The sequence below is a fragment of the Exiguobacterium sp. B2(2022) genome (genome assembly GCF_028823655.1).
GTDB classification, from domain to species: domain Bacteria; phylum Bacillota; class Bacilli; order Exiguobacteriales; family Exiguobacteriaceae; genus Exiguobacterium; species Exiguobacterium aestuarii_A.
The window spans coordinates 29,950-51,784 of sequence record NZ_JAPEHX010000005.1 but is presented as its reverse complement, the minus strand read 5'-3'; the positions used below and the strand labels follow the sequence as shown (position 1 = coordinate 51,784).

Here is a 21,835-nt window from a genome sequence, read left to right as displayed (position 1 = left end):
TTATGTGGGGGGGTCAGTATGACAAAAGTCAACCCAGGAATGACTGTAGATGTAGAATATACAGAGTCAACGTCATTCCGAGATTACGTCGCCTTAGCGAAAATGGGAATCGTTCGCGCCAACTTGATGTTGGTGTTTGCAGGTTTCTTCGTGGCAGCGACGTATCAGAGCGATACGCCAGTCCTTTATTTGTTTGAAGTTTGGCCACAGCTCTTATTAACGATGTTAGGAAGCGCACTCGTGATTTCGGGGAGTTGTTACCTAAACAACTTTGTGGACCGAGATATCGATTACTTAATGGATCGTACGGACAATCGACCGAGTGTAAACGGCAAGATTTCAGGGGAGAAGATTTTACTCCTCGGATTGACACAACTTGCGTTAGGAACTCTGTTATTGCTCCTTGTATCGTACGTCGCCGCTGTATTCGGTTTAATCGGGGCATTTTTTTATGTCGTGATTTATACGATGTGGCTGAAGCGTACGAGTACGCTCAATACGGTCGTCGGTAGTATTTCGGGAGCCGTTCCACCGCTCATCGGTTGGGCAGCGCTCGACCCGGCACTTCATATCGATGCGTGGCTCATGTTCCTTGTCATGTTCTTATGGCAACCACCTCACTTCTTAGCGCTCGCTATGCGACGGACGGAAGAGTATCGAGCGGCAGGCATTCCGATGCTTCCGGTCGTGAACGGATTTGCCATCACAAAACGGCAAATCATCTGGTGGATTGCGACGCTGATTCCGGCATCGCTCTTATTTATGCATTACGGTCTTGTTTACTTGACAGTCGCAGCCGGTTTAGGGGGCTACTGGTTGTATCTCGGATTGAAAGGATTCAATGCCGAGGACGAAATTAAGTGGGCAAACAAAATGTTCTTCTATTCATTAATTTATTTAGTCGTGTGGATTATCGCGCTGATTTTGACAGCACTCTGATGATTGCACTCACTATATAGAAAACCATTACACATCATTTTGGGAGAAAGTGGGGATTGTTGTGAAATCATTTAAGAAGCTTCTGTTTGGCATCGTCCCGATGATGATGTTCGCAGTCCTGTTGTCAGGTTGCGGTCAAGAGGGATTGTCTGCATTGAAGCCGATGGGAGAAGGCGCTGAGCTTCAGCTCCGCATCATTCTCATCAGTTTGGCGATCATGCTCTTCGTACTCATCATCGTATCGGTCATTTACGTGTACGTGCTCATGAAGTTCCGTCGGAAAGATGAATCGATTCCGAAACAAGTTGAAGGTAGCAGTACACTTGAGATGATTTGGACAGTCGTTCCGATTATCCTTCTCATCATTCTCGCTGTTCCGACAATCACGACGACTGTCGAACTCGCGAAAGCGAAAGAAGCGAAAAAAGAAGAAGAAATCAACGTTACAGCAAACTTGTACTGGTGGGAATTTGAATATCCAGAAGCAGGTGTTGTCACAGGTCAAGAACTCGTCATCCCAGTTGGAAAACGAGTCGGCATCAACTTGACATCAAAAGATGTCATTCACTCATTCTGGGTACCAGCTTTATCTGGTAAAACAGATACGAACCCAGGACTTGATAACGAAATGTGGTTACATGCAAATGAACCAGGTACTTACTACGGGAAATGTGCAGAGCTTTGCGGTCCGTCACATGCCCTTATGGACTTTAAAGTCATCGCGCTCGAGCAAGAAGAATACGATCAATGGCTCGCTGACATGAAAGCCAAGCAAGACGAGAACGGTGAGAAACTCGTCGCAGACAACACGAACTTGACGACAGGTGAAGCCGTGTATGTCGAAAGCTGCTTGAGCTGTCACGGCGGCGGTAAAGTTGCACCAAGTTTAACGAACTTCGGCGATCGCGAATGGCTCGCAGGTTACCTCGAAAACAACGAGGACAACTTGAAAGAGTGGATTCGTAACCCGCAAGATAAGAAACAAGGGGCTCTCATGCCAGGTTTCAATGAAGGTCAAATCAGCAACGAAGAATTAGACGCACTCGTTGACTTCTTGTATGAGCAGAAGATTGACTAACGGGAAAAGGGGGATTTCACGTGGCACAGACCACTGCAATGCAGCAATCGCGTAAATACAATGGCATTATGGATTGGATTACGACGGTTGACCACAAAAAAATCGGTATTTTGTATTTGTTCTCAGGAATCTTCTTCCTCCTTCTCGGTGGAATTGAAGCATTACTGATTCGTTGGCAACTCGTTAAACCAATGAACGATTTCGTCAGCGGTGAAACGTTTAACCAATTGATTACGATGCACGGAACGACGATGATCTTCCTAGCGGCGATGCCGATGCTATTCGGTTTCATGAACGCCGTCGTACCACTTCAAATCGGGGCACGCGACGTCGCGTTCCCATTCATCAACTCATTAGGTTTTTGGTTGTTCTTCTTCGGTGGAGTCATGCTTAACTTGAGCTGGTTCTTCGGAGCAGCACCGAACGCAGGTTGGACAGCTTACGCTCCACTTTCGACACAACCGGAAGCAACAGGGGTAGACTTCTACGCCCTCGGTCTTCAGATTTCAGGTTTCGGTTCATTGATGGCCGGGATTAACTTCCTCGTCACCATCTTGAACATGCGTGCGCCAGGTATGAAGCTCATGCGCATGCCGCTCTTCACATGGACGACTTTCGTTGCATCGGCATTGATCGTCTTCGCATTCCCGCCACTTACGGTCGGATTGTTCATGTTGATGTTCGAGCGACTCTTTGGAGCCGCATACTTCGACCCAGCACTTGGTGGGAACGTTGTCATCTGGGAACACCTTTTCTGGATCTTCGGTCACCCGGAAGTATACATTTTGATCTTACCGGCATTCGGTATTTTCTCGGAAATCATTCCAACATTTGCGCGTAAACGCCTCTTCGGTTACACGACGATGGTCTTCGCGACAATGCTCATCGGTTTCCTTGGATTCATGGTTTGGGTTCACCACATGTTCACAGTCGGTCTTGGTCCAGTTGCGAACTCGATCTTCGCTGTTGCGACGATGGCGATCGCCGTACCGACCGGTGTTAAAATCTTTAACTGGCTCTTCACTCTGTGGGGCGGTCAAATTAAATTCAACGTGGCGATGCTTTACTCAGTCGCGTTCATTCCTTCATTCCTCGTTGGTGGGATGACAGGGGTTATGCTTTCAGTCGCACCGGCCGACTATCAGTACCACGACAGCTACTTCGTTGTCGCTCACTTCCACTACGTTATCGTAGGTGGGGTTGTATACGGTCTCTTCGCAGGTCTTTACTACTGGTTCCCACTTATGTTCGGAAAAGCCCTTTCTGAAAAGCTTGGATACTGGCAGTTCTGGTTGTTCTTTATCGGTTTCCACTTGACGTTCTTCCCGCAACATTTCCTCGGATTGTTCGGTATGCCACGTCGAGTCTTCACGTACCTCGGTGGTCAAGGTTGGGATACACTTAACTTGCTCTCGACAGCCGGAGCATTCTTCATGGGTGTATCAACGATTGTCTTACTCATCGCTGTCGTGAAAGCCTTCTTGTCAAAAGAACGCGTCAAACCAGATCACTGGGGAGATGGACGTACGCTTGAGTGGACACTTCCTGTTCCGACTCCGGAGTACAACTTTGCACAAACGCCACTCGTTAAAGGACTTGATACGTTCTGGCTCGAGAAAATGGCAGGCAACAAACGCGTGTCAGTCGCTGAAGAAGTTTCGGACATCCACATGCCGAACAACTCGCTCATTCCGTTCTTCATGTCACTCGGCCTCTTTATCGCAGGACTCGGTGCCATCTTCCAGATGGATAACACAGTTGTCGGTTGGTCATTGATTGGATTTGGATTAGCGATGACGTTCGTCTCGATGTTCCTACGTTCTTGGATTGACGATCACGGCTACTACATTCCGAAGTCACAAGTCGAAGCTGACTTGAAAGCGATTCGTGAGAAAGGAGAACAATAAATGGCACATGCAGTAGAAAAACACCCAGTGACCGGTATCCCGGCCAATCCAGAGAAAGCAACACTGGAAGGGAAAAATAAATATGTGGCCTTCTGGTTCTTCCTTGGTGGAGAGACAGTCCTCTTCGCCTCGCTCTTTGGAACGTACGTTGGTCTCTTGAACTCTGGTGCGCCAGAGGAGTTACGCTCGTATAACATTTTCGAAATGGAGCTCGTCTTCATCATGACGATGCTCCTCCTCACAAGTTCACTGACAAGTGTCCTTGCGATGATGAACATGAAAGCAAACAATCCAGGGCGTATGAAGCTTTGGTTGATTGTGACGCTCCTTCTTGGTGCAGGATTCCTTGGTGCTGAGATTTACGAGTTCATTCACTACTACCACATCGGTCACACGTTCACGTCGAGCGCATTTGGTTCAGCCTTCTACACGTTGGTCGGCTTCCACGGCGCGCACGTTACGTTCGGTCTCCTTTGGATCACGACACTCTTGATTCGTAACTGGAACCGTCCAATCGATGTGTACAACGCACCGAAGTTTTATGTATCAAGTCTTTACTGGCACTTCATCGATGTTGTTTGGGTCTTCATCTTCTCAATCGTCTACCTCTTAGGGATGGTGAACTAAAATGGAAAAACGAGCAATGAACGAATCGCACAAACAATTAGAGCTTGAAGTAAAAGCAGAATCGAAGCGCGAGTATCAACTTCAGTTGATCAGCTTCGCCATGATGATTTTACTCACGTTCGTGGCATTCGGTGCCGTCTATGCGGAACTGATGCCAGTCTGGGCAGCAGGTGGTTTCTTAATCATCTTGGCGGTCATTCAAGTCTTCCTACAGTTGTATATTTTCATGCATATGAATAACCGTGGGAACACATGGATCGTCGGCATGATGTGGTTAGGCATCTTCGTCGCCATCATCACGGTCGCGGCATTACGCTTACTCATTTGGTAATTGTGACAAAGGATTGAACATCTGTGGAAACACGGATGATTCGGTCCTTTTTCCTTTACTTCAAAAATGAATGAATAGTAATCTTGAAGTGAACGGTTTCAAAGGTTAGGGAGAGAAAGAAAAGGGGTGAACGGATGCTCTGGAATACGTCGGAGCTGCTCAATCAATTTGATTGGCTCACGTTATGGAGTCCGCTGTTCGGATTGCTCATGGTCGGGATTTATGTGTTATACGCCGTCGTGACAGAGAGAATGGCGAAGCGAGGATATGCCTCGACCACGTTATTACAAAAGTTTAGTATGTTGTTTGCGATTGTCTTGTATTATATCGGTTTCGGAAGTCCAATCGATGTGTTGGCACATATCATTTTATCGGTGCATATGTTCCAAATGGTGCTCGTCTATATTTTGGCACCGGCACTCGTCGTTTATGGTCTACCGTACTGGGTGTTTGAAAAAGTACTTAGCTTTAAATTTATTGGGCCAACGTTTAAGTTTTTAACAAAGCCACTCATCGCGCTCATTTTATTCAACGCATTATTCTCGATTTATCACATGCCGGTCGTATTTGACTATGTCTTGACGAACTATGGCGTACACCGCATTTTCCACGGTGCATTAGTCGTCTTTAGTTTGACGATGTGGTACCCGGTCATCGTTCCGCTCGTCACAGACGAAGAGGAAGGCATGTCCGATTTAAAACGAATGGTGTATATCATCGCCAATGGGGTGTTGTTGACACCAGCCTGTGCGCTCATCATCTTCAGTCAAACGACGCTATATAATGCGTATACGGACCCGGAGACGTTCGCTAGGGTACTTGGATACTGTCTACCGAATGGGGACGTGTCGGGGATTAACTTAGAGGCGCTCATGGGAGCGACGAACAGTGCCCTCGAAGATCAACGGTTTGGTGGCGTCTTGATGAAACTCGGTCAAGAAATCGTTTACGGCTTCTTCTTCGGCTGGACGTTCTTCGGTTGGGTACGCCGTACGAAATCTCTTGCGCTCGATGAAGGCATGTCTTTCACTCCGCAAGAAACAAATGAGAAAAATTAAACATAACAAAAGGGGAAACATTGATGAACTATCTTGCCTTAATTAGTGTGACATTCATCGTCATCAGTGCGATTCTTGTCGCTATCGGATGGGTGATTATCGCAAAAGACCGCAGTAACATCGAAAAACATAAGAAAGTGATGACGGCAGCAGCGATTGCAGCGACGACGTTCTTTATCCTTTACGTCTCACGCACGATTTTTGTCGGGAATACGGCATTCGGCGGACCGGATTCTGTCAAACCGTTCTATCTCGGCTTCATGATTTTCCATATCTTGCTCGCGACTACAGGTGGTGTCCTCGGTTTGATCACCTTGTATCTCGGTTATAAAAACAAAATTGAAAAGCACCGTAAAATTGGTCCGAAAGCATCAGTGATTTGGTTCTTCACAGCAATCACAGGTGTGACGGTTTATATCCTTCTCTATGTGGCTTATGACCCGGGTGAAACGACGAACGTATTCCGCGCAATAATCGGAGGATGATCCATAGAGAGGGAGAGTTGTATGAAACGGAATAGCTATATGACGGTCGGTTTGACCGTCCTAACGCTCGTTGTCATCGGAGTAGCCGTGTATTTTATATTCTTTAACGAAGATGACTTGCCGGTCATCCAAGAGCCAACCCCGTTCACATTGACGAACGCATTAAATGATGAGACGTACAATTCCGATAATGGAAAAGTAAAGATTGTCACATTCTTTTATACGAACTGCCCTGATATTTGTCCACTCACGCTACGTGATTTTATGAAGCTTGAGAAAGAGTTGAAGGCAGAGAATTTATACGGTTCAGACGTAGAGCTCGTCGCCATCACGGTCGACCCGAAAGTGGACACGGTCCCCGTACTGAAAAACTATGGGGAAGCTTTCCAGGCGGAGCCTGAAGGATGGAAGATGTTGACGGGTGACCAGGTCGACATTGACCGAATCACACGACAGCTGCAATTTTATTATTCGAAGGCGAACAGCGGGCTTGTGACGCATGCGACGACGATGTACGTCATCGACCGTCATCATGATGTTCGTGCCGTCGCTCAGATGGCGACAGCAGGGGATGAACCCGTTGATATCGAATCTATCATGGAGGACGTTAAAGTACTCGCGAATGAAAAGGAGTGATCACCATGAACGATACGATGGCTGTGATTGGGAATGACTATTCATACGGAGACGTGACGATCGCGGAACGGGCGATAGAGGATTTGATCGCATGTAGCGCCATTGAGTTCGGCTTAAAAGAAGTGAAAGTCGTATCTCGATCGAAAGACCATTATGATTATCAAATCATTGCATCTTTGCCACTCGTCGAGGCGGAACGCTTGTATCGCTACGTTCGAGACCAATTTGATTTATTGCTCGGTCAGGTCGATGTGACGTTGACCATTATTGCGACTAACTAATATAAGCCCACAGAATCGAATTTGCTTCTGTGGGCTTTGTTTTATCATCGTATTTATTAGTGAGCTTGATAAAGGATTAATATCATATTTTTTTGTGGGTCATGAAAAAGTTCTGCGAATAAGCAATATCCATTTTCAAAGTCATCTAAATCTGCTTCATCGGAAAGTACGATGTGTGTCCTGAATGACTCGTTCCATTGGGATCGGATATTGCTGATTGCTTGAGGCTCTAATAGATCTCTATCTTTCATTTGATAAGTTGAGATATAAAGAGTCTGTATTTGATCAGAAAAAATCATTCGTTCCAATTCACGAATTGAATCAGGAAGATGAATCATTTTTAACTGGATGCGTGATGCTTCGGCGCATAAGAGGTTACTCTCTTTTTCAAGATAGATTGAATTCTTCAAGGCTGTGAACCTCCGATATAGCCCAAAAAGAAACCCCTTTGCTTATGCAAGGGGTTTGACTTCTAGTGTTTCTGCGAGTGCTTTTAGGCGACGTTCGCAGTCGCGGACGATTTCTTCTGGGAAGACTTCATCGTATTCAACACCGTGTGGATAATAATGCTTCCCTAAAATCGGTGTAAGCATTTTAACAACAGCGTGACGATCTTCGATTTGACCTTCAATGGCGTATACAGGTAAGCGAAGATAGAATGTTTCGCCAGTCGATTGTTTCTCATATTTCATATCATACGTGGCACGCTCATAATCCCAAGCACCTTCACGGATGAAATGATGATGATCCATGATCGTCTCGAGCAAACCAAAACGGATTTCTTTTCCCTCGATGTGGAACTGCTCAAATTTCATCATAATCCCCCTTTTCGAATAAACCTCATATGTCATCATACCATATTCAAAAACGTTCTTGGAATAACGTGTGTTCAAATTGTGAAAAAAAGATGAACGATTGATCAGCTTAATGTAGTTGAACCACCTCCACCTACGCTTCGCTTAGAGGTGGGGGATTCCTGAGTTATCCGACCTAACAGTCGGAACCTGATCAGGCTAGCCCCGTCGTCCCGACGGTTAAAGAAGCCAAGATGCGCTCGGCTTCTTGTTTGAGGTTCAGTCCTGCGTTCACATCACGGTCGTGGTGGACCCCGCAGTTCGGACATGTCCATTCACGCAAGCCGAGATGCTTCACGTCTTTGTGTCGATGGCCGCAACTCGAACACAATTGGCTCGAGGCGAAGGTCTTCCCGACCTTCACGACGTTCTTCCCGTACCAGCCGGCCTTATACTCGAGCATGCGATGGAACTCCGACCAACTTACATCAGATATCGACTTGCTCAACTTGCGGTCCTGCCGCATGTCCTTGACCTGCAGGGTCTCGATGCCGATGACGTCGTGGTTTTTGACGATCTCGGTCGACACCTTGTGCAGGAAGTCGGCGCGTTTGTTGGCGATTTTCTCATGGATGCGGGCGACTTTCCGCTTCTGCTTCTGGTAGTTCTTCGCCTCGGAGAGTCTCACCTTCTTATTCATGGCGATACGCTGGCGACGGGACAACTTGCGCTGCTCCCTTGCCAGCTTCTTCTCGAGCGTACGGAAATAACGGTCGTTCTTGTACAATGTGCCGTCCGATAGAACGGCAAAGTTCTTCAGCCCGACGTCGACGCCGACCGATGAACCGGTCTTCGGCAGTTCACTGATCTCCTGCTCTGTAAGCAGGGAGACGAAATATTTGCCCGAAGCCGTGCGTCGGATCGTGGCGCTCAGGATGCGACCCTCGACCTGTCTCGATTTGGCGAAACGCACCCATTTCAGCTTCGGGAGTTTGAGTCGATGCCCGACGATCGAGACCTCGGGGAGCTGGGAATTGCCTTGGATGTTCGTCTTGTAGGATTGGACTGGGTTTCGTTTCGACTTGAAACGAGGTCGCTCGTTCTGCTTCTTGAAGAAACGGTCAAACGCATCGGCCAGGTGTCTGACGCTCGTTTGGACAGACGTGCTATCGACCTCCTTCAGCCACTCGAACTCTTGTTTCAAGAGAGGGATTTCTTTCGAACAAGAACCGTAGGACAATCCTTTCCCTGTCAGTCTGTAGCTTTCATCCCATTTCGCCAGGAAGTGGTTGAACACGAACCGGGAACAGCCAATCGTCTTGGCGATCAGAATTTCCTGTTCCTTCGTCGGATAGATCCGAAACTTGTAACCCTTGTGCTTCACCATATGACGTTCACCTCCTTGGTGGAATTATACCCGAAAGACAGGCTAGCGATTCATCTCCCACTTTCACGTAAGCCCTGTCCTTAACGTTTAGAAGTGGGAGTATTCTCGCCTAATTTTGATAAATATTCTTCGATTTTTTGAGGGAGTTTTACCCCGAGTGGGAGCAGTCCTTCCGAACCGAAAAAGACGTTGAATTCCAAGATATAGAATCCTTCTTCCGTCACGATAACGTCAAACGCCGCGTGATTGATGTGCAACGTATTCGCAATCGTTTGAACTTCTTTGACGACGTCTTCAGGAATGTCTTCGTACGAGAAGTTAGCTCCTTGGGCGACGTTATTCAAAAACGCCTCACTGACGCGCCAATACGCACCGACGACTTCTTCACCAATGATGATGACTCGTAAGTCGCGATCATTTGGGATGAACTCTTGGACGTAGAACGTATCGTGAGTTTCGACATACTCTAACCAGTCTTGGTCGTTCTTAATCAACCATACCCCTTGTCCCATCGAAGATTTTGCTTTTTTGGCGACGAACGGATAGTGGAACTCTTCCAACACGCGTTCAATCGTGTATGGATTTTTTCCGTAAATGAGCGTCTTCGGAATACGGTGAGGGTACGTCGCTTTAAAGGCACGTGTCATCTCGATTTTGTCGTGCCCGAGATGATATGTCGCAGGAGACGGAAAAATGGCTTTGTTCATCCCGTAAATGATGGAATTGACCATCCAGTACTCGGGGAACAAAACGAGGTCAGCTTCGCGTACTTTATCGAGTTGATCATAATAATATTCAGGCTTCGCATAATCCGTCTTGATTCCGGCTGATCGAATCATATTAAAAGAAACTTTTTTCATATACAGACGCACTGGGTACGTCTATTCACTTCCTTTCTACATTGAACGCCTTGCGGTCAACTTCAATTATAGTGTGGATTGCTTACATAGGGAAACAATTGTGGTAAAATCATGGCAGAAAGGGTGAGGGGTATGATAATCACTGAACAGACGATTGCCCTGCTCGATCAAACTGAAGAATTGACCGATTTGATTGAAGCAAGCGAATCGTTTCAAACATATATTCAAACGAAAGCGGCACGTCTCGCATCAAAAGAAGCGAAGGAAATCGAGCGCGAGTTCCTGAAGATGAAAGAGGACTATGAGTACGTCCAGCGGTTCGGGAAGCACCATCCAGACCACGACCGCATCAAAAAAGAGATGCATCTTATCAAACGTCGTCTTGACGTCCAACCGGAAATCGCTGCGTTCAAAAAAGCGGAACGAAGCTTGGATAAGTTGTTAGGGGAAGTGAGTGAACTGTTAGCTCATTCGGTCTCTCCTAAAATCAAGGTCCCGACTGGTAATCCATTCTTTGACGAAGGTGGATGTTCCGGTGGTGGCAGTTGCGGAGGAGGCGGAAGTTGTGGATGCGCCGTCTAAGTTGAATGAACGGATTGGCTTCGTCGTATACGTGAATTCCTTGAAACAAGTGAAAGCGTTAAGACGTTATGCGAATCTGTACTTTGTCTCAAAACGAGAGAAGTATGCGTTTCTTTATACAGACCTTGAAGGTCATGAAGCCGTACTCGAACAAGTAAAGGCATTGCCGTTCGTGGAAGCGGTCGTTCGTAGCGAGCGTCCATTCATTTCCGAAACGTACGAGACAAAATCGAAATAAACAAAAAGATGAAGGTGGTATCACCTTCATCTTTTCTGCTGGAGGGAAAGACATGCGTGTCATATCTGGAGAACGAAAAGGGACCCGTTTAAAGGCGGTCCCAGGAACGGCTACGCGGCCGACAACAGATAAAGTAAAGGAATCGTTATTCAACATCATTGGACCCTATTTTTCTGGTGGGAAAGCGTTAGACCTCTATGCGGGCAGTGGTGGACTTGGCATCGAGGCGTTGTCGAGAGGGTGTGACGAAGCGGTGTTTGTCGACCGTCAACCGAAAGCCGTGCAAACGATTCAAGAAAACTTGCGGGCGACCCACTACGAAAAGAAGGCGAACGTGTATCGTCAAGACGCCAAGGCGGTGCTCGAACAGCTTCGCGCACAGAAGGAACAGTTTAAGCTGATCTTTATGGATCCCCCGTATCATGCGGAAGAGCACGAGGCTTTCTTACGTTTGATTGATGAAGCTGACATGTTGATCGACGTTGGTGTCATCGTCTGTGAACACGGGAGTGACGTGACATTGCCGGAGCGTATCGGACGACTTGAACGAATTAAAGAACAGCGATACTCAGAGGTGATCACCATCAGCTTTTATGAGTATGCATCGATTGAGGAGTGAAACAAATGAAGCGGATTGCGATTTGCCCGGGGAGCTTTGACCCGATCACAAATGGACATTTAGACATTATCGAACGAGCGGCGGCCATCTTTGACGAAGTCATTGTTGCTGTCCTTGAAAATTCCAGCAAGGCCCCACTATTTGATGTGGAAGAACGATTAGCACTCATCCGAGAGGTGACGACACATCTTCCGAACGTGTCGGCTGACGCGTTCGGTGGACTTCTCGTCGAATATGCCGCGGAGCGAGAAGCGGCAACGATTGTACGTGGACTGCGGGCCGTATCTGATTTTGAATACGAACTTCAAATCGCATCAATCAATAAGAAGTTGAATGAGAACGTAGAGACGCTATTCATGATGACGAACAGTCAGTACTCATTCCTCAGCTCATCTATCGTGAAAGAAGTAGCGAAATATGGTGCATCAGTCAGTGAACTTGTCCCAGAACAAGTCGAAGTCGCGTTACGTAAAAAGTACCAAGTGAGTTCGGGACAATGAAATCATTAAAAATCGGGCTTGGTCTGCTCGTCACCGTTCTTCTATTCCTCTTCGTTCCGCTCCCTTATTACATCTCTTCACCTGGTGCGGCGACTTCAATCGAAGAATTCTTGACCGTCGAAGGTGGCGAAAAGGATGAAGGGGAACTGATGATGGTGACCATCTCACAAAGGAGAGCGACACCATTTTGGTTAGTGGAGAGTTGGGTCACACCGTTCACAAAAGCCAATTTATCTAGTCGTTATTTGTACGATGGAGAAAGTGAGGCGGACTACGACAGACGTCAACAACTCTTGATGGACTCCTCTCAACAAGCGGCAATCCAATATGCATATGAGCTCGCTGGCGAAGAAGTGACGGTCGATTTTGAAGGGATTTACGTCTCTGCGCCGATTCCGGGATCTCTCGCCGCCAACGTCTTAAAGCCGGGCGATGTCATCACGGCAATCGACGGAATGTCTTTTGCGACACGTATGGACTTTTTAAATCGAGTGATGGAATCGGATGCCGGTGATGAAGTCGAGTTGACGATCGAGCGAGACGGGGAGGAGCGTGTCGTGCAGACGCTCATTCAACCGATTGACCAAAGTGGTGACCGCGTCGGGATCGGTATTTATGAGCCACTCCCTGTCCAGGAAATCACAGCAGACCCTAAAGTCGATGTCGCTTTGACAAATGTCGGGGGACCGTCCGCAGGATTGATGTTCACGTTAGAAATTTATGACCAGTTGACACCGGGCGATTTGGCGAACGGAAAGCGGATCGCCGGCACGGGAACCGTCGATGAGGAAGGAAATGTCGGACCAATCGGAGGCGCGTGGCAAAAGATTGTCGCAGCGGATGAGGAAGGGGCCGAAGTCTTCTTCGTCCCGGCCGGTTCGAATTATGAGGAAGCGCTTGAATCGCGCGACCGTCTCGACAGTGACATAGAAGTCGTCCCTGTCAAGACGGTCGAAGATGCAATCCGTTATTTAGAAAAGATGAACTGAGGTCGCTGACGGTGTTCGATTAATGCGTCGTTATGAAGCGGCAGTCGATATGCCTCAGTGACACGCGCTTCAAAATCGAGCCGTTCATCGTACTTACCGATGAGCGGCAATTCTTGTTTCACATCCCGTAACGCCACACGACCGATGTCATTAAACGCAAGCGGTCTCACGTAGGGGACATCATCAAAACGTGTTGGTGCTTCTTCTTTTAACCAGTGCAGAAGAATGGACACGAACGCTCGTTGAATCGATGTGCGTGTATAGCGACGTGTCGAAACGGATGTGAGGGCACGTTCAAACGATGTTTCGAATCCGGCTCGTTTAAGGCGAGGTGCGAGGGAAGCGTCAATACCGACGAGCTCGCTCAACGTATGGAGCGGTAACGTCCTGAGTTTGTATTGTAAGACGGTCCAATACAGTTCCCAATGCGTCATCGACTGCGATTGGAACATCACTTCTGTCGATGCCGGGACGGCACGAACTTCACCCGTTTCTAGGTAATGGGCCCGAATGCCAGTGGCCGACATGACGTCTGTGAGTGAGGTGTCGTGATAATCTGCCCCGAGACGCTTGACCGTATGTAACTGAATCGTCTTCGCTGCTTTAGCGTAATGATACGCCAAAATATTATTAGGACGTGTCAAATCAAACGACGGGTAGACGGTACGGAAAGCCCGACTCGAAGCTTGCGCCGACGAGTGACCCTCTTGTAGCGCTTGATGGAGTGCCTCTTTATATAGAGGTGTCTCTTCAACATTGGACTGTGCTGCATGAAGGATGGCGTCGACATCACCACTTTCGCTTCCGAACGATAGCGTTTGGCATCGGAGTTGTTCGGCGATTGAGACGGCGGACATGGCGAAGCGATCCGCCCGTTGTACTCCATACTTGGTAGGTAGTTCGACGACGAGATCGATTGCCCCGCTCTCGACGGCCGCTCTTGCCCGTTTCCACTTATCGAATGAGGCTGGTTCTCCTCGTTGAGTGAACTGGGCACTCATGATGGCAATCATGGCATCAGCCCCGGTTTCTTGACGTGCGGTTTGCGCTTGATAATAGTGCCCGTTGTGAAACGGATTGTACTCTGCGATAATGGCCGTCTTTTGCATGATTTACTCCTTTGCATTGTCGTATGGATTGGTGTAAGATGAGTAAGTACGCTTTGGCAAAGCGCCGTCGTCAACTGATTTTAGTGTAAAGAAAAAACATTGACAAAACAAGTTGGCCTATCTATAATTCATATTGTTGCAATTGAGGTGATTCGGATGAAATGGTCTATTGCACAGCTACTTAAGCTCCGAAACCAGGGTGACGGTTTTACGATCGATGAGATGGTAGAACTACCAGAGCTAACTCAGCTCCATCCGGATATCCGTTCGATTCGCCCGGTGCATGTGCACGGGGATGCATCGTTCACATCTAATCAAGTTACATTCAATCTGAAGATTCAAGGTGATTTGACGTTGCCAGATGCGCGAACGTTAGAAGACGTCACTTATGAATTTGATATTGAATCGCTCGAGCCTTTCTTTTTGGAGAATGGGCGTTATACGGAGCAATTCGATGACGTGAATTTGCCAGAAGGAAATACAATCAGTCTTGTACCGATTGTAAAAGAGCTCATCATGTTAGACGTCCCGATGCAAGTTTACGGGAACGAAACAGACAAAACTCAGGTTGAAGGAGAAGGCTGGACGCTCACTGACGAACAGCCGGACGCTCAACCAAAAATTGACCCGCGATTCGCGGGACTGGCCGACCTGTTCTCGAAAAAAGAGAACGAGGAAGGTTAACTTTTCAAGGAGGTGGACAACGATGGCAGTACCATTCCGTAGAACGTCGAAAACTCGCAAACGTCTTCGTCGTACTCACTTCAAACTCAACGTACCTGGTATGAACGAGTGCCCGAACTGTGGCGAAATGAAACTTTCACACCGTGTTTGCAAATCTTGCGGACATTACAACGGTAAAGAAGTAACAAGCAAATAATGCGAGAAGAAGTGATCTGATATCAGGTCACTTCTTTTTTGTTTGTCATTTTTGGGTCATGGCGAGAAGATGTGGTAAACTTTTTGTGCGAAAATAGTTCTATTCAGGAGGAAAGCATGTATGAACTCCATTAAACGCATTGGCATCATCGGGAACGGGGCGATCGGACTATTGATGGCGTCCTTGCTCGCTGATGATTATGAGGTGACGATATACGGACGAAGCGGATCACCTGAAAAGATTTTAATCTCTCGGACAGGTGTGACGAGTGGGTCAGCACGTGTATCGCTACAATCTAGTGCAACATTGGAAGAGACTGACCAAGATCTCTTTTTTGTCACGACAAAAGCTCACCACGTCGAACAGGCGACGGCACGACTCTCTGGAGCGGTTCCAGTCTTCATTTGCTCGAACGGGATTGCCCATCTAGATTATGCGAAACAACGTGGTTTTCATTTAGGTGTCGTCGAACACGGGGTGACGAAACAGGGAAACACCATCGAACATCGTGGACTCGGACGTATTCGAATCGGGAGTATGACAGGCCTCCTTCCGATCACACTTCAAGATAGCCCCCTTCAGGTCATCTGGGAAGAAGACATCGAACAAGTCGTGATCGAAAAGCTATTTGCGAATGCCATCATCAATCCCATTACAGCACTATGCCGTGTTCCGAATGGGTCGCTCGTAAACGCGCCATATCGTGAAATTGCGCATTCTATCTACGAGGAACTAACGCCACTATTTTCAAAGCGTGTTTCGTATACGTATATCGAGTCGATCATCGAACGCACTGCCGAGAATCGTTCTTCCATGTTGCGTGATCTTGAGGAAGGTCGAACGACAGAAGTGGATGCGATTTTAAAACCAGTGATCGAGAAAGCCGAACAAATGAAGATTTCACTTACAGTTATCCCACTGCTACATAAACTGATTATAGGAGCGAGCGCATCGTGTTAGTGTATATCGTTTCATTTCCACTCATCTTATGGTTTATGGTGTATATGATACTTAGAAAAATTATGCCGAAATCAATCAACTCATTCAAACTCGCCTGTGATGCCGGGGTCGTTCTCTGGTTCTATGCATGTGGCGTTTTACTGGAGGCCATCTTCGGGACGGAAGTGTTTCTTCTGTTGCTTGCGGCGTGTTGCGCCATCTTTCCGATCAATGCGATCTGGCAGCGGATTCGTTATGAGGAAGTGTTGTTCACGAAGATGTTCGTTCACGGCTGGCGCTTGCTCTTTTTAATCCTAGTCCCGACGCATGCGATTTTATTTGCGATCGGCGTGGCCCAAGAAATGATTCGTTGATTGATTGAAAGGAAGTTGTTATACGTGAAGGTAGAAGCATTTGATGCCCTATACGCACCCACATCCCCGATGATACAAATTGAAGAAGGGTACGGGCGCTGGCTCGATTATCAAGGTATGGATGAAGTCGAGAAGCGCGCAACGGAGATTGCAGGACGTTCTTACGACCATCTCCATGAACTCGTCCACATTTTAAAACAGCAGCAACGGCAGATCGGGGAACTATCGGAACGTCTATCAGCGAATCTCGATTTGCTCGAACAGCGTGAAGCATACGTCATGGTGACCGGGCAACAAGTCGGCGTATACGGAGGTCCTCTATTCGCTGTATACAAATTGCTAGCGGTCATCAAACGAGCGAAAGAGGCGGAAGCGAAGCTCGGCAAACCGGTCCTTCCGATTTTTTGGATGGCGACGGAAGATCATGACTTCGCGGAAATCAATCATGTCTTCACGACCCAGACGTTTTCGAGAATCTTAAAAAAAGATGCATTATCCACGCTTCCGCTAGCAGGAAAAGCATCTGTAGGGGAGCTTGAGTTCGACCGAGTGAAACTTGAGATGGTACAAATGGCGCAGCGGATGTTGTTGAACGAGACGGAGACGCCCCATACATTACGTCTGTATCAGGAGCTGATTGAACTCATTCAAGAAAGTCATTCGTTCGCGCAGTTTTTCGGAGGGATGATGCGCCGTTTCGTAGGGAACGACTTTTTGTTGTTTGACCCGCACGCGAGAGACGTACGCACACTTGAACGTCCAATGTTCCGTCGACTGATTGAGCAACATGACGCATTGCAACAAGCGCTCGAACATGCCTTTGAAGACGGCATGCCATCCGTCGAGTTAAATAAAGAGGCGGCGCATCTTTTTTACCATGACGGGACGCGTGAGCTGCTCACAAAAATCGACTCGGTATACACGACAAAACGTGGACATCGATTCACGGAGACCGAATTGCTCAATGAGATCGAGGCACACCCGGAACGCTTTTCAAACAACGTCGTCTCTCGACCGCTCATGCAAGACTATTTGTTTCCGACGCTCGGCTATGTCGCTGGTCCTGGGGAAATCGCTTACTGGCTACAACTCCGTCCGTTATTCCACGAGCTTGGATGGAAAATGCCGCTCCTATTACCTCGTCTCGGCGGGTTGATCGTCTCGAGTAATGATGAAAAGAAATTACGACAAGAAGGCGTCACACTTGAGGAATATATGAAGCAACCGCTACCTGATCATCCGTTTGATGATGAGGCGTTCGAAGCGAAGTTATATGCGTATCGGACACTCACGGAGGCGGTCAGCCAGGAAGCCCGCAGTCACGGCAGACGATTTGAGTCGAAGTCGAGACACGTTCTCGAACGGTTGGCAGATGAGATGCGTGCCGAGGCAAAACGTGACCAATATCGATTGAACGCACGACGTATTCAGCTTTCGACCCGACTGTTCCCGATGAATGCGCCTCAGGAACGTATTTTATCGATGGTTCCAATGTTGAATCGTCATGGTCTCGACGTTTTTGAGCGGATGAAGCACGCTTATGAGCAATCGGAAGCGGAGCGATGTTTGTTCAAGGTATAACCTTTTTTTGAACAGCTCTTGACATTTGTCAGGAGCTTTTTTTTGTTGTTACCTTTTTGTTTCCTCTTTTCGCTAAAAACCTGTACGGACCTTGACATTTTTATGATAAAGTAAGTGTAATAAAACAGTTGAAATATGTAGGTTGAGAGGGTTTTTTGAATGTTTGAGCATGAAACGGTTTTAAAAATGGAGTCCATTGAAGGATTGAACATCAAACCAGATGGTATATATGTGGACTGTACGTTAGGTGGAGCGGGTCATAGTGAAGAAATCGCCAAGCGTCTAACGACGGGACAACTATATGCGTTCGACCAAGATGACGTCGCGCTCGCGCATGCGAAAGAGCGATTGGCTCCTTATGAAGGCCGTGTGACGTTTATAAAGAGCAACTTCGTTCACTTGAAAGAAGAACTCGCCCAACATGGCGTGACAAAAGTGGACGGCGTACTATTCGACCTAGGCGTTTCTTCGCCACAGCTTGATGAGGCAGAACGTGGATTCAGTTACAATTACGACGCGCCGCTCGATATGAGAATGGATCGCTCGCGAGAGTTTTCCGCTTATCATGTTGTGAATGAATGGTCGTTTGGAGAACTTGCTCGTATTTTCTTTACATACGGGGAGGAAAAGTTTTCAAAACAAATCGCACGAAAGATTGAGCAAGCCCGTGCCGATAAACCGATTGAGACGACGTTTGAGCTTGTCGACTTGATTAAAGAAGCGATTCCTGCACCAGCAAGACGCAAAGGCGGTCATCCAGCGAAACGAACGTTCCAAGCGATTCGAATCGCCGTCAATGACGAGTTGAACGTATTCGACCGTGCCGTACAAGATGCGATTGATTTACTCGCAGTGAACGGACGCATCTGTGTCATTACATTCCATTCGTTAGAAGACCGAATTTGTAAACAAGTGTTTAAAGAACGGAGCCAACACCCGCCGTTACCACCAGGATTGCCGGTCATCCCGAAAGAGTTCGAACCAGAACTCAAGTTGATCACACGCAAACCAATCGTGGCGAGTGAAGGAGAACTCGAAGATAACCGTCGTTCACGCTCGGCAAAACTGAGAGTGGCCGAAAAACAAAAATAATCACTTTGTAGGAGGGATACCTGATGCCAGAAGCTGCCCGTAAGGCGTTGCAGCCTCAAGTTACACCGAATCGAAATCCGATTCCGCAAGAACGACCAATACCTGCTCCAAAACGACGCACGTTGACCTTGTTTGAATCGATCCTGTATCCAGTGATGATTGGTTCAGTGGTCATGTTCGGTGGCATCACGGTGTCAAAACACAACGAAGCGTATAACATGATGCGTGATACGGCAGCCGTCAACCAGCAGGTAAATGGGGTTGCAAAAGAAAACGAAGAACTAAAGTATGAAATCGCCCAACTAAGCTCGCCAGAACGAATTTACGCGATTGCCGAGAAGCTCGGAATGAAATTCAATGAGAAGAACGTCAAGGTGATTGATTGATGAATTCTCTACAACAGAGTAAAAAAAGAGTGGCGTGGGTAGCGATTGTCTGCTTCACCCCGCTCTTTTTATTTTTTGTCGGATGGTTTCTTTACTTGTCTGTCACGCATACATATAAAGGCGAGAATATGTTGGCGTTCGCTGAAGAGCAGCGGTGGAAGGCAGTCAGTACGTTAGAAGCCGAACGAGGCGAAGTGTACGACCGTTTTGGTCAACCGATTGCCATTAACATTCCTTCGTATCGACTTGTCGCCGTGTTAAAACTTGGCGGCGAACGGGTCGAAGGAAAAACGCTCATGCCAAACGAGTTCGAAGAAGCCGCAAAACAACTCGCGACCGTGCTTCCGATGACAGAAGCCGATATTTTAAAGCGACTTGAGCAAAATGTCGACCGTGGACAGATCGAGTTCGGTGTTCCGGGGCGTGATTTGACCGTTGAACAAAAAGAAGAGATTGAAGCGTTCGAACTTCCGGGTATCACGTTCGTCGAAGAACCGAAACGTTACTACCCGAATAAAGTATTCGCATCTTCGGTCATCGGTTATGCGCAAAAGATTGACCAAAACGGTCGAATCGAGCTCGTCGGTGAACTCGGAATCGAAAAATCGCTCAACGATATTTTAAGTGAGTCGTATGGCTTGTATCGATTCGAAAAAGATTTGGCAGGACGTGAGCTCGTCTCGAGCGACGAACAATTAAAAATCGAGCCAGAAGACGGCGCGGACGTCCAACTGACGATTGATCATCGGATTCAACAGCTGCTCGAGACGAAGATGAATGAGTTATATGAGGAGTATGAACCGAAAAATGCGACGGCCATCATCATGGATCCGAAAACAGGGGAGATCATCGCCTTATCGGACCGTCCATCTTTTGACCCGAATACGCGTGAGATTTCCTCATACAGCAACTTCTCGGTCTCGTCTCGCTTTGAGCCAGGGTCGACGATGAAAATTTTCACGTTGGCGGCTGCAATCAACGAGGGCGTATATAACCCGAACGAGTTGTACAAGTCAGGATCATACAAATACGGTAAGACGGTATTCAATGATTACAACATTACCGGATGGGGTACGATTCCTATGGTAGAAGGCGTCTGGCACTCGTCGAACGTCGCGTTCTCAATCTTAGCGAACGAACGACTCGGTCTCAGTCGCTATGAAGATTACTTCAAAGCGTTCAAGTTCGATCAACGGACCGGAATTGATTTACCTGGCGAGGTGAATAGTCAATTCGACTTTGAGAGTCCGATGAACGTCTTGATCACAGCTTGGGGACAATCGACCGCGGTGACACCGATGCAAATCTTGCAGGCGACATCTGCGATTGCAACGGACGGCACCATGAAACAACCGCACGTCATTAAGAAGATTGTCAATAGTGAGACGGGCGAAACGATTCGGACGACGAATCCGAAAGTGGTCGGTCAACCGATTACCGCGGAGACTGCGAAAAAGACGCGTGAAGCACTTGACGGTGTCGTCAATAGCGATGTGGGAACAGGCCAATTGTATGCGTTAGATAACTATCAAGTGGTCGGGAAGACGGGTACTGCCCAAATCGCTGAGAACGGAAAGTATTTGAGCGGACAGTACATTCACTCATTCGTCGGGATGGCACCGGAAGACGATCCGGAACTCGTCATGTATATCGCAGTCGATCGTCCGAACAGTGACTCGTCGACAACGGGACCACGCATCATGGCGCCACTCTTCAAAGATGTGATGGATGTCGCGTTACGATACCGGAGTGTCGAACCTGAAAAACAAGAAAAAGCAGTCGATGCCTCGACAAAGACGACGACATCGTACATCGGTAAAAACCGTGAAGATGTCGTAAAAGAGGCGACTGACAGCTCATTCAATCCGATCGTCTTAGGTGACGGGGATGAAGTGACGGCTCAAAGTCCTGTAAAAGGACAATCTTATGTCGTCGGTGAGCGACTGTTGCTAAAAACGAGTAATTCGTTTACGATGCCAACATTAAAAGGGTGGTCGTTACGAGATGTAAAACGTTTAGCGACGCTCTATCAATTGAATTTAGAAATCGATGGTACCGGATTTGTCACATCGCAATCGATTGGCAAAGGGAAACCTGTCAAGACGGGTGCCTCCTTGAAAGTGAAATTGGAGACACCATCGAATTAACGCACGAGATGAAGAG

At 47.5% G+C, this 21,835-nt stretch carries 27 protein-coding genes; 22 read left to right on the top strand and 5 right to left on the bottom strand.

Going from position 1 to position 21,835, the window contains the following annotated elements:
- Nucleotides 1-18: 18 nt before the first annotated feature.
- From cyoE to ON063_RS01890, 9 genes are all read left to right on the top strand, one after another.
- Nucleotides 19-939 carry a heme o synthase gene (cyoE, locus tag ON063_RS01930; RefSeq protein WP_214691742.1) on the top strand — a complete coding sequence of 307 codons (921 nt, stop codon included), beginning with the start codon at nucleotides 19-21 and terminating at the stop codon, nucleotides 937-939.
- 61 nt (nucleotides 940-1,000) lie between these two features.
- Nucleotides 1,001-2,017, top strand: a complete 1,017-nt coding sequence (gene coxB, locus ON063_RS01925; RefSeq protein ID WP_442899489.1) for a cytochrome c oxidase subunit II — start codon at nucleotides 1,001-1,003, stop codon at nucleotides 2,015-2,017.
- A 38-nt stretch (nucleotides 2,018-2,055) separates the two neighbouring features.
- Complete coding sequence (gene ctaD / locus ON063_RS01920; RefSeq protein ID WP_074035326.1) at nucleotides 2,056-3,924, top strand: cytochrome c oxidase subunit I; 1,869 nt, start codon at nucleotides 2,056-2,058, stop codon at nucleotides 3,922-3,924.
- Entirely contained in the window at nucleotides 3,925-4,551 is a 627-nt protein-coding gene (locus ON063_RS01915) for a cytochrome (ubi)quinol oxidase subunit III (protein WP_015881284.1), read from the top strand.
- A 1-nt stretch (nucleotide 4,552) separates the two neighbouring features.
- On the top strand, nucleotides 4,553-4,882 hold the full coding sequence (locus ON063_RS01910; RefSeq protein WP_214691743.1) for a cytochrome C oxidase subunit IV family protein: 330 nt from the start codon (nucleotides 4,553-4,555) through the stop codon (nucleotides 4,880-4,882).
- 134 nt (nucleotides 4,883-5,016) lie between these two features.
- Nucleotides 5,017-5,940: a cytochrome c oxidase assembly protein gene (locus tag ON063_RS01905; RefSeq protein ID WP_214691744.1), complete on the top strand. Its 924-nt coding sequence runs from the start codon at nucleotides 5,017-5,019 to the stop codon at nucleotides 5,938-5,940.
- Between the two features lie 23 nt (nucleotides 5,941-5,963).
- Nucleotides 5,964-6,425, top strand: coding sequence for a DUF420 domain-containing protein (locus tag ON063_RS01900; RefSeq protein WP_274664044.1), 462 nt, complete (start codon nucleotides 5,964-5,966; stop codon nucleotides 6,423-6,425).
- A 21-nt stretch (nucleotides 6,426-6,446) separates the two neighbouring features.
- A complete protein-coding gene (locus ON063_RS01895; protein ID WP_274664043.1) occupies nucleotides 6,447-7,061 on the top strand; it encodes an SCO family protein in 615 nt (204 codons plus the stop codon).
- Between the two features lie 5 nt (nucleotides 7,062-7,066).
- The gene (locus tag ON063_RS01890; RefSeq protein ID WP_214691747.1) at nucleotides 7,067-7,342 is read left to right on the top strand and encodes a hypothetical protein; all 276 of its coding nucleotides are present in this window, start codon (nucleotides 7,067-7,069) and stop codon (nucleotides 7,340-7,342) included.
- Between the two features lie 56 nt (nucleotides 7,343-7,398).
- Here ON063_RS01890 and ON063_RS01885 read toward each other — a convergent pair whose 3' ends face one another.
- The 4 genes from ON063_RS01885 to ON063_RS01870 form a co-directional block, all read right to left on the bottom strand.
- Nucleotides 7,399-7,752: a hypothetical protein gene (locus ON063_RS01885; RefSeq protein WP_214819577.1), complete on the bottom strand. Its 354-nt coding sequence runs from the start codon at nucleotides 7,750-7,752 to the stop codon at nucleotides 7,399-7,401.
- Nucleotides 7,753-7,794: 42 nt separating this feature from the next.
- The gene (locus ON063_RS01880; protein ID WP_015881291.1) at nucleotides 7,795-8,157 is read right to left on the bottom strand and encodes a YugN family protein; all 363 of its coding nucleotides are present in this window, start codon (nucleotides 8,155-8,157) and stop codon (nucleotides 7,795-7,797) included.
- Nucleotides 8,158-8,350: 193 nt separating this feature from the next.
- Nucleotides 8,351-9,523 (bottom strand): IS200/IS605 family element RNA-guided endonuclease TnpB, encoded by a 1,173-nt coding sequence (gene tnpB, locus ON063_RS01875; protein ID WP_274664042.1) that lies wholly within the window; start codon nucleotides 9,521-9,523, stop codon nucleotides 8,351-8,353.
- A gap of 80 nt (nucleotides 9,524-9,603) precedes the next feature.
- Nucleotides 9,604-10,362, bottom strand: a complete 759-nt coding sequence (locus ON063_RS01870) for an ATP-grasp domain-containing protein (protein WP_274664041.1) — start codon at nucleotides 10,360-10,362, stop codon at nucleotides 9,604-9,606.
- 153 nt (nucleotides 10,363-10,515) lie between these two features.
- Here ON063_RS01870 and ON063_RS01865 point away from each other — a divergent pair, with 153 nt between their 5' ends.
- Genes ON063_RS01865 through ON063_RS01845 form a run of 5 tightly spaced genes read left to right on the top strand, consistent with a single transcriptional unit; the run spans nucleotide 10,516 to nucleotide 13,311 of the window.
- Nucleotides 10,516-10,965: a YlbF family regulator gene (locus tag ON063_RS01865; RefSeq protein ID WP_274664040.1), complete on the top strand. Its 450-nt coding sequence runs from the start codon at nucleotides 10,516-10,518 to the stop codon at nucleotides 10,963-10,965.
- Nucleotides 10,919-11,203, top strand: a complete 285-nt coding sequence (locus ON063_RS01860; RefSeq protein ID WP_243834772.1) for a YlbG family protein — start codon at nucleotides 10,919-10,921, stop codon at nucleotides 11,201-11,203. The genes ON063_RS01865 and ON063_RS01860 overlap by 47 nt, the downstream gene beginning before the upstream one ends.
- Before the next feature lie 52 nt (nucleotides 11,204-11,255).
- On the top strand, nucleotides 11,256-11,822 hold the full coding sequence (gene rsmD, locus ON063_RS01855; RefSeq protein WP_214691750.1) for a 16S rRNA (guanine(966)-N(2))-methyltransferase RsmD: 567 nt from the start codon (nucleotides 11,256-11,258) through the stop codon (nucleotides 11,820-11,822).
- Nucleotides 11,823-11,827: 5 nt separating this feature from the next.
- Complete coding sequence (gene coaD, locus ON063_RS01850) at nucleotides 11,828-12,322, top strand: pantetheine-phosphate adenylyltransferase (protein WP_214691751.1); 495 nt, start codon at nucleotides 11,828-11,830, stop codon at nucleotides 12,320-12,322.
- Nucleotides 12,319-13,311 (top strand): SepM family pheromone-processing serine protease, encoded by a 993-nt coding sequence (locus ON063_RS01845; protein ID WP_274664039.1) that lies wholly within the window; start codon nucleotides 12,319-12,321, stop codon nucleotides 13,309-13,311. The genes coaD and ON063_RS01845 overlap by 4 nt, the downstream gene beginning before the upstream one ends.
- Here ON063_RS01845 and ON063_RS01840 read toward each other — a convergent pair.
- Nucleotides 13,290-14,420 (bottom strand): tRNA(Met) cytidine acetate ligase, encoded by a 1,131-nt coding sequence (locus ON063_RS01840; protein ID WP_274664038.1) that lies wholly within the window; start codon nucleotides 14,418-14,420, stop codon nucleotides 13,290-13,292. The genes ON063_RS01845 and ON063_RS01840 overlap by 22 nt on opposite strands.
- Nucleotides 14,421-14,576: 156 nt before the next feature.
- On the opposite strand from ON063_RS01840, the gene ON063_RS01835 reads away from it, so the two are divergent.
- The 8 genes from ON063_RS01835 (at nucleotide 14,577) to ON063_RS01800 (ending at nucleotide 21,819) form a co-directional block, all read left to right on the top strand.
- Entirely contained in the window at nucleotides 14,577-15,104 is a 528-nt protein-coding gene (locus ON063_RS01835; RefSeq protein WP_074034907.1) for a YceD family protein, read from the top strand.
- Nucleotides 15,105-15,126: 22 nt separating this feature from the next.
- Nucleotides 15,127-15,300, top strand: coding sequence for a 50S ribosomal protein L32 (gene rpmF / locus ON063_RS01830; protein WP_015881300.1), 174 nt, complete (start codon nucleotides 15,127-15,129; stop codon nucleotides 15,298-15,300).
- Nucleotides 15,301-15,420: 120 nt separating this feature from the next.
- On the top strand, nucleotides 15,421-16,260 hold the full coding sequence (locus tag ON063_RS01825; protein ID WP_274664037.1) for a ketopantoate reductase family protein: 840 nt from the start codon (nucleotides 15,421-15,423) through the stop codon (nucleotides 16,258-16,260).
- A complete protein-coding gene (locus ON063_RS01820) occupies nucleotides 16,254-16,613 on the top strand; it encodes a DUF3397 domain-containing protein (RefSeq protein ID WP_074034903.1) in 360 nt (119 codons plus the stop codon). The genes ON063_RS01825 and ON063_RS01820 overlap by 7 nt, the downstream gene beginning before the upstream one ends.
- A gap of 24 nt (nucleotides 16,614-16,637) precedes the next feature.
- Nucleotides 16,638-18,194, top strand: a complete 1,557-nt coding sequence (gene bshC / locus ON063_RS01815; protein ID WP_274664036.1) for a bacillithiol biosynthesis cysteine-adding enzyme BshC — start codon at nucleotides 16,638-16,640, stop codon at nucleotides 18,192-18,194.
- A gap of 159 nt (nucleotides 18,195-18,353) precedes the next feature.
- Nucleotides 18,354-19,286: a 16S rRNA (cytosine(1402)-N(4))-methyltransferase RsmH gene (gene rsmH / locus ON063_RS01810; protein WP_214745610.1), complete on the top strand. Its 933-nt coding sequence runs from the start codon at nucleotides 18,354-18,356 to the stop codon at nucleotides 19,284-19,286.
- 23 nt (nucleotides 19,287-19,309) lie between these two features.
- Nucleotides 19,310-19,672, top strand: coding sequence for a cell division protein FtsL (ftsL, locus tag ON063_RS01805; RefSeq protein ID WP_274664035.1), 363 nt, complete (start codon nucleotides 19,310-19,312; stop codon nucleotides 19,670-19,672).
- A complete protein-coding gene (locus ON063_RS01800; RefSeq protein WP_274664034.1) occupies nucleotides 19,672-21,819 on the top strand; it encodes a penicillin-binding protein in 2,148 nt (715 codons plus the stop codon). The genes ftsL and ON063_RS01800 overlap by 1 nt, the downstream gene beginning before the upstream one ends.
- The last annotated feature ends 16 nt before the right edge of the window (nucleotides 21,820-21,835 follow it).

Bases quoted from the DNA above. Each gene is read 5' to 3' on its own strand.
- ON063_RS01825 (WP_274664037.1), top strand. From the start codon at position 15,421: ATGAACTCCATTAAACGCATTGGCATCATCGGGAACGGGGCGATCGGA.
- ON063_RS01845 (WP_274664039.1), top strand. From the start codon at position 12,319: ATGAAATCATTAAAAATCGGGCTTGGTCTGCTCGTCACCGTTCTTCTA.
- ON063_RS01880 (WP_015881291.1), bottom strand. From the start codon at position 8,157: ATGAAATTTGAGCAGTTCCACATCGAGGGAAAAGAAATCCGTTTTGGT.
- ON063_RS01915 (WP_015881284.1), top strand. From the start codon at position 3,925: ATGGCACATGCAGTAGAAAAACACCCAGTGACCGGTATCCCGGCCAAT.
- ON063_RS01910 (WP_214691743.1), top strand. From the start codon at position 4,553: ATGGAAAAACGAGCAATGAACGAATCGCACAAACAATTAGAGCTTGAA.
- ON063_RS01895 (WP_274664043.1), top strand. From the start codon at position 6,447: ATGAAACGGAATAGCTATATGACGGTCGGTTTGACCGTCCTAACGCTC.
- tnpB (WP_274664042.1), bottom strand. From the start codon at position 9,523: ATGGTGAAGCACAAGGGTTACAAGTTTCGGATCTATCCGACGAAGGAA.
- ON063_RS01865 (WP_274664040.1), top strand. From the start codon at position 10,516: ATGATAATCACTGAACAGACGATTGCCCTGCTCGATCAAACTGAAGAA.
- rsmH (WP_214745610.1), top strand. From the start codon at position 18,354: ATGTTTGAGCATGAAACGGTTTTAAAAATGGAGTCCATTGAAGGATTG.
- ON063_RS01800 (WP_274664034.1), top strand. From the start codon at position 19,672: ATGAATTCTCTACAACAGAGTAAAAAAAGAGTGGCGTGGGTAGCGATT.
- ON063_RS01840 (WP_274664038.1), bottom strand. From the start codon at position 14,420: ATGCAAAAGACGGCCATTATCGCAGAGTACAATCCGTTTCACAACGGG.
- ON063_RS01900 (WP_274664044.1), top strand. From the start codon at position 5,964: ATGAACTATCTTGCCTTAATTAGTGTGACATTCATCGTCATCAGTGCG.
- ON063_RS01835 (WP_074034907.1), top strand. From the start codon at position 14,577: ATGAAATGGTCTATTGCACAGCTACTTAAGCTCCGAAACCAGGGTGAC.
- ON063_RS01890 (WP_214691747.1), top strand. From the start codon at position 7,067: ATGAACGATACGATGGCTGTGATTGGGAATGACTATTCATACGGAGAC.
- cyoE (WP_214691742.1), top strand. From the start codon at position 19: ATGACAAAAGTCAACCCAGGAATGACTGTAGATGTAGAATATACAGAG.
- ftsL (WP_274664035.1), top strand. From the start codon at position 19,310: ATGCCAGAAGCTGCCCGTAAGGCGTTGCAGCCTCAAGTTACACCGAAT.
- ON063_RS01905 (WP_214691744.1), top strand. From the start codon at position 5,017: ATGCTCTGGAATACGTCGGAGCTGCTCAATCAATTTGATTGGCTCACG.
- rpmF (WP_015881300.1), top strand. From the start codon at position 15,127: ATGGCAGTACCATTCCGTAGAACGTCGAAAACTCGCAAACGTCTTCGT.
- ctaD (WP_074035326.1), top strand. From the start codon at position 2,056: ATGCAGCAATCGCGTAAATACAATGGCATTATGGATTGGATTACGACG.
- coaD (WP_214691751.1), top strand. From the start codon at position 11,828: ATGAAGCGGATTGCGATTTGCCCGGGGAGCTTTGACCCGATCACAAAT.
- ON063_RS01870 (WP_274664041.1), bottom strand. From the start codon at position 10,362: ATGATTCGATCAGCCGGAATCAAGACGGATTATGCGAAGCCTGAATAT.
- rsmD (WP_214691750.1), top strand. From the start codon at position 11,256: ATGCGTGTCATATCTGGAGAACGAAAAGGGACCCGTTTAAAGGCGGTC.